This window comes from Clostridium sp. HV4-5-A1G (assembly GCF_900184915.1).
Taxonomy (GTDB): Bacteria; Bacillota; Clostridia; order Clostridiales; family Clostridiaceae; genus Clostridium_B; species Clostridium_B aromativorans.
In genome coordinates this window covers 1-7,916 of sequence record NZ_FXYI02000170.1, presented here as the reverse complement: position 1 = coordinate 7,916, position 7,916 = coordinate 1, and the positions used below count along the sequence as shown (strand labels likewise).

The window sequence follows — 7,916 nt, the reverse complement described above, 5'->3', positions numbered from 1 at the left end:
GCTCAAAAGAATTGCTGGTTTATTCTCATATAAGTTTCCCTATATTTATTCTGTTCAATTTTCAAGGATCATCTCAAGCTGCCTGCTCTTCTTTAAGACAGCTTTTATAGTATATCATCTGTAACTACATTTGTCAATGTTCTTTTCTGAATTTTTATTATTTTTTTAAAACATAAAAAATTGAAAAACATTGATTCTATCATGTTGCCGCTTCATTTCGTGACAACAGTTGATATTCTATCATATTTCATTTTATTTTCTCTGCAGTATATATCCTTAAAACCAATTTATCTTATATTTCCTGCTGTATAATAGCTTTTTCCATACCATTCATATGCTGATACACTAGGTGCTGTTTATTTTATAATTTCATCATCATGAACTGTGAATTTCTCTTAAAAAGCACTGTGCCATATCACATTTACACTTGAATCCAAAATGCTCTAAAGCTCTTTGAAGAGAATATAAAGTATGGACTACTAGATCTTCTCTAGCATTTTCACCCATATGCCCTATTCTAATCACCTTCCCCTCCAAATATCCAAAAGAACCTGCTATCAGAACATTAAAATTGTCCACCATGTATTGTCTCAACTTCTTTTCATCTATACCTGCCGGTACTTCAATAACACTTACAGTATTGGAATATCCATTTCTTGTATACAAATGCAGTCCAGCTTCTATAATAGCTTTTCTCATGCTTTTTCCGATTCTTTCATGCCTTTTTAGAACACCATCATCTGATAAAATATTGTCCACCGCTGTTCTCAATGCAATTATATCACTTATAGGTGGGGTATATGGAAACCACTTTTCTTCATAATAATTTTTCCAAATCAGTAGATTACAATAAAAAGACTTTATAGGGCTCTTTCTGCTTTCCATTGCAGAAAAAGCATCTTTACTGATACTGAGCAGTGAAAGACCCGGAGGTGCTGAAATACATTTTTGAGATCCTCCTACAACTATATCTATTTTCCAATTATCAACTTCTAGATTTTCACCTCCCATAGCGGAAACACTATCCACTAGAGTCAATATACCTTTTTCCTTGAGCATAGGACATATTTTTGACAAATCATTCAGTACTCCTGATGGAGTATCACAGTGCACAACCGTGGCATACTTAAAATTGCTGTCCTTATCTAAAAATCTCTTTAAATCCTCTAAATTTATTTCTTCTCTCCTGTCTCCCTTAAAAAACACCACTTCGCCATCATACAATTTGATTAAATCTGCAAATCCCTCTCCAAATATTCCATTGTCAATTACAAGTACTCTATCCCCTTTTTCAGTGAGAGAGGCACAGGCAGCCTCTAAACCAAGCATACCTTCGCCGCCTAATATTCTAACTTCATTTTTAGTTTTTAAAAGTTCACTTATCTTTTTACAAGTTTCCTTATAAAAATCATAGAATTTAATATCTAAATCAGGATTTGTGCATCGCACACTTCTAGCCAGCCTCACATTTTCTCTAACTTCTGTGGGCCCCGGCGTCATTATATATGGAACTTTCAACAAAATCACCTCTTAAACAATTTAACAGCATTATATCATCAGCATATTTATTTGCAAATGTATTGGTACAATTATGCTAAAAGTAGATAAATTATTTCATTTAAAAAGTATATATATGTTAAAATGTAAGAAAATATAATTGATAAAATATTAGAAAGGAAATCTTTTATGAATGATATAGAAGAAAGGCTTAGAAAAAAAATTAAAGAAATTTGTGACAATTACAAGGAGTCTCCAATAGGCGGATATATATCAGGAGATGGTCCCATTCCCTGTGACGTATTATTTGTAGGTGAGGCTCCCGGTAAAACAGAAGTAGAAAGGGGTAAACCTTTTGTGGGCATGGCTGGCAAAACTTTTGAAAAATACCTAAACCTAATAAATTTAGAAAGGAAAATGGTTCGAATAACTAACAGCTGTTTTTTCAGGCCTATTAAGATAAAAGAAGGTAAAAACGGAAGAAAAACTGTAAGCAACAGAACTCCAAAGATTTCTGAAATAAAACTGTTCAAGGATATACTGAATAAAGAAATTGAACTGGTAAATCCTAGAATAATTATAACTTTGGGAAATACACCTTTAAAAATATTTACTGAATTCAACTCTATAGGAGAGTGTCACGGAAATATCTATTTTAATGAACAGCTTAAAAAACATATATTTCCTATGTACCACCCCTCTGCTCTGACTTACAATAGAAATAGCAATTTTGAATCTACCTATAAAAACGACTGGCTAAAATTAAAGAACGCTCTAAATAACCTTTAGAGCTCTTTAGCCCTTTTTTTGTACCAGTAATAACATATCAAAAATCCCACCATTCCACCTGCAGTATCTATTATTACATCTTTCATTCGAGCAGTTCTTCCCAACACAAACAGCTGATGAAATTCATCTGAACAGGAATACAAAAATATTACTGAAAGTGAAAAAGCAGCTAATTTTTTCAACTTGAAATTCTCTTTTCCCGCGTTGAATATAAGTACTGATAATATTAAATACTCTAAAAAATGAGAAACTTTTCTCACTACAAAATTGGCTAAGTTTCCAAATATACTATTTAAATCAATCCCTAACATCTGAAATATATATATAACAAATTCGCTTTTATCATTTGACACAACTGCTTTCTGATTGGAAAAAGCAAATATTATTATCATCCATAATACTACTAAAATCCACTTAAATTTTCTCATTTCACATTTAAGCCTTTCTAAATAACCTTAATCGAATATTCATTTTTACAGAAGACTACTAAAATTCCCCAAATGTTTTAATACCTTTATAGTATCTTCCACGTCATCAATAGATATCATTTCTGAAGCAGAATACTTATACCTACAGGGTATCGCAATTTCCCCAGTTCTTATACCAATTCTCTCTTTATGCAATAATCCTCCTTCAGATCTGTCTGTACTTATGCTGTACTGAAGGTTTACATTTGCCTTCTGGGCTGCATTTTCCAATATATTCTTTACATCTCTGTGCATTATAAGAGAATTATCCATGATCTTGAGCACAGGACCTTCTCCCATATTTATATTTGTATCCGGTTTTTCTGAATTTTTTGCCTTATCAGTTCCCACTACTATACAGTAATCAGGTTCTATATCACTTGCTGCAGCTCTTGCTCCTATTCCTCCGACTTCACCCTGAGAGGCAAACACAAAATCAATCTCAACTCCATCTTCCATTTCAATTTCCTCTATAAGTTTCAAAAGTATATAACATCCTACTTTACTGTGTAAAAGTGGACTTATTATATTATTATCCCCTGCATTTAAATAAGGTCCTACGAGTAATGCCATGTCACCTTCTTTTACTTTTTTTAATACCTCTTCCTTTTCTTTTACCCCTATATCAACAAACATATCTTTGGAAGAAGTATATATTTTACCCAATGTGCCATTCTCAAATCTTATAAAACTGTGGGATATATCTTCCTTATTAAAATGACCTATATTGCTGACTCTTATCATTCCATTATCATCTACATGATTTACTATAAATCCAACTGAATCCATATGGGAACACAACATAATTTTAATTTCTCCAGATCCTAATTTCAATATTACGTTACCTATACCATCCTCATATACGCTCTGATCTATGTTATTTAGATAATCTTTTATTACCCGCTTAACTTCATATTCCCTACCGCTAATTCCAAAAGAATTGATTAATTTTATTAGAAGTTTATCCAAAATTCTCACCCCTCCACCTTTTAACTAAACCATACTATAATTCCTTCAAATAGTTTTTCAGCAACTCCAACGTATTTTGATAGTCAGCTTTACTGCATAGAGATATATTGCAATTCATATACCTGCAGGGCATTAGTACAGCCGCAATCTTGCAATCATTCACACTAAGACGGACTGCCTTAAGTTCTCCCTCTTTCTGAGTATCTCCAACTTTTTGATAGGGAATACCTCTATTAATTGCTTCATTCCTAATAGATTCTCCAATATCTTTGTCAAATATTGACTCTCCCCCTTTAAATGGTATAATAGGGCCATCCGTCAATTGGATGGTTTTTAAATAATCTGGGGTTTCTAACATATCCATACTATTTATCGCATCTAAAATTATAGCAACATCTGGATTAATATTATAAGCTGCACCATAGATTCCCCTTTGCCCTATATTGCCCTGTACACTAAATACACCATATAAATTGCATTTGAAATCCTGTTTCAATAATTCCATAAGTATGGAACAACCTATTCTGCTATCCAGAGCTTTTCCCTCTATATAGTCATCTCCAAAATAACAAAAATGATTGTCAAACACCGCAAAATCTCCCAGTGAAACAATTTTGCTGCATTCTTTCCTGCTGAAAGCACCTATATCTATACACATATTTTCACAGGATAAACTCTCATTTACTTCCTTCTTGTTCTGGAGATGTATTGGTTTTATTCCTATAATTCCCGATACTTTTTCATCACCAATCAGAATAGTTTTACAGGGCAGTGAATTTTTATCCACGTTTCCTATAGTTGAAAATTTTAAAGTTCCATCTTCATTATAACCTGTTATTATAAGCCCCAATTCATCCATATGCGAGATCACCATTACTTTAGGAGAATTGGAACTATTATTTTTATGAACCACAACATTTCCCATTCTATCTACATTTATATCTTTGGTCAACATTCCCAGCTCATCTAAGATAACTTTCCTTGTTTCACCTTCATATCCGGAGGGTCCCATGGAATTACAGAGTTTTTCTAAAAACAAAACAATCCCTCCAATTCATTTCCTTTTAATTCCTGAATAAACCTGGCCAGAAGCCTTCCCGTATTTCTAATATCTCTTAAATTCACCATCTCCACAGAAGTATGCATATACTTTATCGGAATAGATATTAAAAGGGTGGGTATTCCACCAACAGCAGTCTGAATGTCCCAGGCGTCCGTCCCGGTGTTTCCCGGCTCCACTTCAACTTGATAGGAAATATTATGTCTATCTGCCGTCTCTATTATCCTGCTTTTAAGTTTAGGATGCACATTGGGTCCTATACATATGACGGGTCCCTCTCCCAATTTATTTTCTCTGTCAGTATCCCCGAATATTCCTCCATCAAAGGTCACATCAACAGCTATGCCTATATCCGGTTTGATTTCATAGCTTGCCATGCCAGCTCCTCTGTGTCCCACTTCCTCCTGACAGGAGCATACAAAATAAACATCCAGGTCCGGAGTGACATTTTTGAGTTCTGCTGCACATATATGCATAGCTGCAATACTTGCCCTATTATCTATGGCTTTACAGCATACATTCTCATTTAAAAGCTGAATCATATTTCTTTTTAAAGTAATATAATCCCCTATATTGACTAAATCATTTAATTTATCAAAATTATATCCGGTGTCTATATACAAATTTTCCATTTTGACCTTATTTCTGTCTTTATCCTCATATTCGGGTTTTAAAGCCACAATTCCCTTTATCCTCTCTTTCCCATGAATGACAACCTCCTGGGATACAAGACTTTTAGGATCTATTCCCACAGCTTTGAATTTTAAAAATCCTTCCTTTGAAATCTCATTTACCATTAAAAACACTTCATCTGCATGGGCCATTATCATTATTTTACTGGAACTTTTTCCTTTTTTATATATGTAAATATTATTCATTTTGCTCATGGTTATATTCCCAAATTCCTTAAAACCATCTTCTATGATAGAGTACAGCCAATCCTCTCTCCCACTAGGTGCATCGGCTTCACAAACTTTTTTTAAAAAATCCAAATCTTCCATTTCCTACCTCCAGCCAAATATATTGGTAATTTAATTATAGCATAACTACAAGGGACAATTGTTATCAGAAGAGAAATCATCATTTGATAATGAATTTATAATAGTATCTGCAACTAACTTAAGCTTTGATTCATCTATAAGTGAAATTGTATCCTGTGGACTGTTTATTTTTAAATTTTTGTCATAAGCCTGTCCTATACACAATGCCGGAATTTTATTTGCATCAAAAGCAACATAATCGCTAAACTCACGATCTGTTTTCTTTATATTCATATCTTTAGGCTTTCTTTCTAATAACGTAACAGCAAAATTTTTCTTTCCACTTATGGTAAATATATATGGTTTACTACCACCTTTCTGTGCTATTGAATCAATATTTATAACTGCTTTTATATTTTTTTTATCATTAGAGGATAAATTTTTTATGTAATGATTTGAGCCTACTCCTCCCAATTCTTCACCACCAAAGAAAATAAATCTTAATTCATAATTACTATGATGATAAAGCTATCTCAAAAATAGTACTGCTTGTATTGGGCTAACTTCTTAAATTTACAGTATTACCTAGTCACTACTCCTTTTTTTAGTTCATGGATACTTATAATTTTTTAATAAAAACTATTTGATTTTTACTTTCGTTGTCTCTATATTTGTATAAGGTTCACCATTTGAGTAATTAAGTTGATTTATCACTAGATACAATTTATTTGTTCTGTTAAAGTAAGGACTTTCAAATGATAAATTTATACAATTTTCCGAATCCATGCTTACCAGAGCATTCCCCGAAATACTATATTTATTTCCTTTCTCATCTGTCAAATAGGGTAACTTGCTGGTATCCCCTCCAACTATTCTTCCGATTGAATTGCATTGAGATTTATCAATACTGTTTTTACCCAATTGTATTCTTATTTCAGTATGGGTAGGGTAGATTTTTACACTCTTAAAAGTGAAATTAGTATTATTAATTGAAAATGGAATATTATCATATTCTTCCGGTTTTTGTGATTTTAGGTTTTTGTCAAGTTTTATTTCAAAATTCCAATTGCCGGATATATTTTTGGGTTCTCTATTGAATTTTGAAGTAAAATTATTGTAAGCTTCCTTAGAATAAGACATATTATATGCTTCAGTAATACCTGAAATCATTAAATTTATTTCATCAGGTATTTTCATATTCTTTATACTTATCAATTCTATGGAACCAAAAGTTTTCTTATTTTTGGAGTAATTTTCAATAGAATTACCTAATGATGAAATTATGCATTTATAATTTGTGTTGCTTAAGGATAGACTATCTTGATTTTTATTATTCAGCTTAGGCGGAAGTCTTTGTGATTTAAAATCATCACTGCTCAAGAGAGTTTTTCCATTGTTGTCACTTATGGAAAATTTTTCTAATAAAAGATTCTTGATGTCCTCATCAGCTGTTGTTCCATTTAACGTATATAATATAAATATATCTTTATCATCTGTAATTACATTATCAACAGTGATACTTATATTCTTGTCTTTTTGAATTTTACTTATATTTTGAGACAAATTTTGATTTACAGCACTATCTATATTTTTATCATAATGAAATTGTACAGCATTGGCTATAGATGATATTACAGGCACATCACTTAGTGACTCCGCAAAAGCAGGCACAAAATTGACACTGCTGATGAAAATAATAATCAATGAAGCTATTGCAGCATTAATCTTAATCAGCCTTAGTTTTATAGTTCTTATTTTTTTATCTCTTTTTGCTTTTGAAATAGACTTTTTAATTACATCATCAAGCCTGCTTGATATGTCAATTTTTTCAAACCCATTTTTAGGATCATGCTTCATTTAAATACACCCCTTTTCCAATTCAACTTTTAATTTTTTTAACGCTCTTCTTAAATAAACTTTCACAGTGCCTTCCGGGTATTCTAAAAGCTTAGAAATTTGAGGAATAGTCATATCCTGAAAATATTTTAAAATGATTAAGTTTTTATATTTTATACTCAAATTATCCATAGCATTATATAAGTCAACATTTTTAGATATGTTAAACTCCATTTCTGAAATATTATTATCCTTGTCTAATAAATTATAGTCATGAACATAAATAATATTTTTATTACTTTTTAACTTATTTATAGA

General features: G+C 31.8%; 8 protein-coding genes and 1 pseudogene. 1 reads left to right on the top strand and 8 read right to left on the bottom strand.

Annotated elements, in window-relative coordinates; translation table 11 throughout:
- Nucleotides 1-375 precede the first annotated feature (375 nt).
- Nucleotides 376-1,518 (bottom strand): pyridoxal-phosphate-dependent aminotransferase family protein, encoded by a 1,143-nt coding sequence (locus J5G60_RS14930; protein ID WP_150358711.1) that lies wholly within the window; start codon nt 1,516-1,518, stop codon nt 376-378.
- Between the two features lie 168 nt (nt 1,519-1,686).
- Between J5G60_RS14930 and J5G60_RS14925 the strand changes: the two genes are divergently transcribed.
- Nucleotides 1,687-2,286: a uracil-DNA glycosylase gene (locus J5G60_RS14925; RefSeq protein ID WP_150358712.1), complete on the top strand. Its 600-nt coding sequence runs from the start codon at nt 1,687-1,689 to the stop codon at nt 2,284-2,286.
- On the opposite strand, the gene J5G60_RS14920 is transcribed toward J5G60_RS14925, so the two are convergent.
- The 7 genes and pseudogenes from J5G60_RS14920 to J5G60_RS14890 form a co-directional block, all read right to left on the bottom strand.
- Nucleotides 2,283-2,714 carry a VanZ family protein gene (locus tag J5G60_RS14920; RefSeq protein ID WP_150358713.1) on the bottom strand — a complete coding sequence of 144 codons (432 nt, stop codon included), beginning with the start codon at nt 2,712-2,714 and terminating at the stop codon, nt 2,283-2,285. The genes J5G60_RS14925 and J5G60_RS14920 overlap by 4 nt on opposite strands.
- A 45-nt stretch (nt 2,715-2,759) precedes the next feature.
- Complete coding sequence (locus J5G60_RS14915; RefSeq protein ID WP_328707014.1) at nt 2,760-3,731, bottom strand: M42 family peptidase; 972 nt, start codon at nt 3,729-3,731, stop codon at nt 2,760-2,762.
- A gap of 25 nt (nt 3,732-3,756) precedes the next feature.
- Complete coding sequence (locus J5G60_RS14910; protein ID WP_150358715.1) at nt 3,757-4,761, bottom strand: M42 family metallopeptidase; 1,005 nt, start codon at nt 4,759-4,761, stop codon at nt 3,757-3,759.
- Nucleotides 4,752-5,783 carry a M20/M25/M40 family metallo-hydrolase gene (locus J5G60_RS14905; protein ID WP_150358716.1) on the bottom strand — a complete coding sequence of 344 codons (1,032 nt, stop codon included), beginning with the start codon at nt 5,781-5,783 and terminating at the stop codon, nt 4,752-4,754. The genes J5G60_RS14910 and J5G60_RS14905 overlap by 10 nt, the downstream gene beginning before the upstream one ends.
- Nucleotides 5,784-5,828: 45 nt before the next feature.
- Nucleotides 5,829-6,269, bottom strand: a pseudogene (locus tag J5G60_RS14900) (M28 family metallopeptidase); the annotation flags it as partial.
- Between the two features lie 132 nt (nt 6,270-6,401).
- Nucleotides 6,402-7,619: a DUF4179 domain-containing protein gene (locus J5G60_RS14895; protein WP_150358718.1), complete on the bottom strand. Its 1,218-nt coding sequence runs from the start codon at nt 7,617-7,619 to the stop codon at nt 6,402-6,404.
- On the bottom strand, nt 7,620-7,916 hold a 297-nt coding region (locus tag J5G60_RS14890; RefSeq protein ID WP_207876564.1), incomplete at its 5' end, for a sigma-70 family RNA polymerase sigma factor.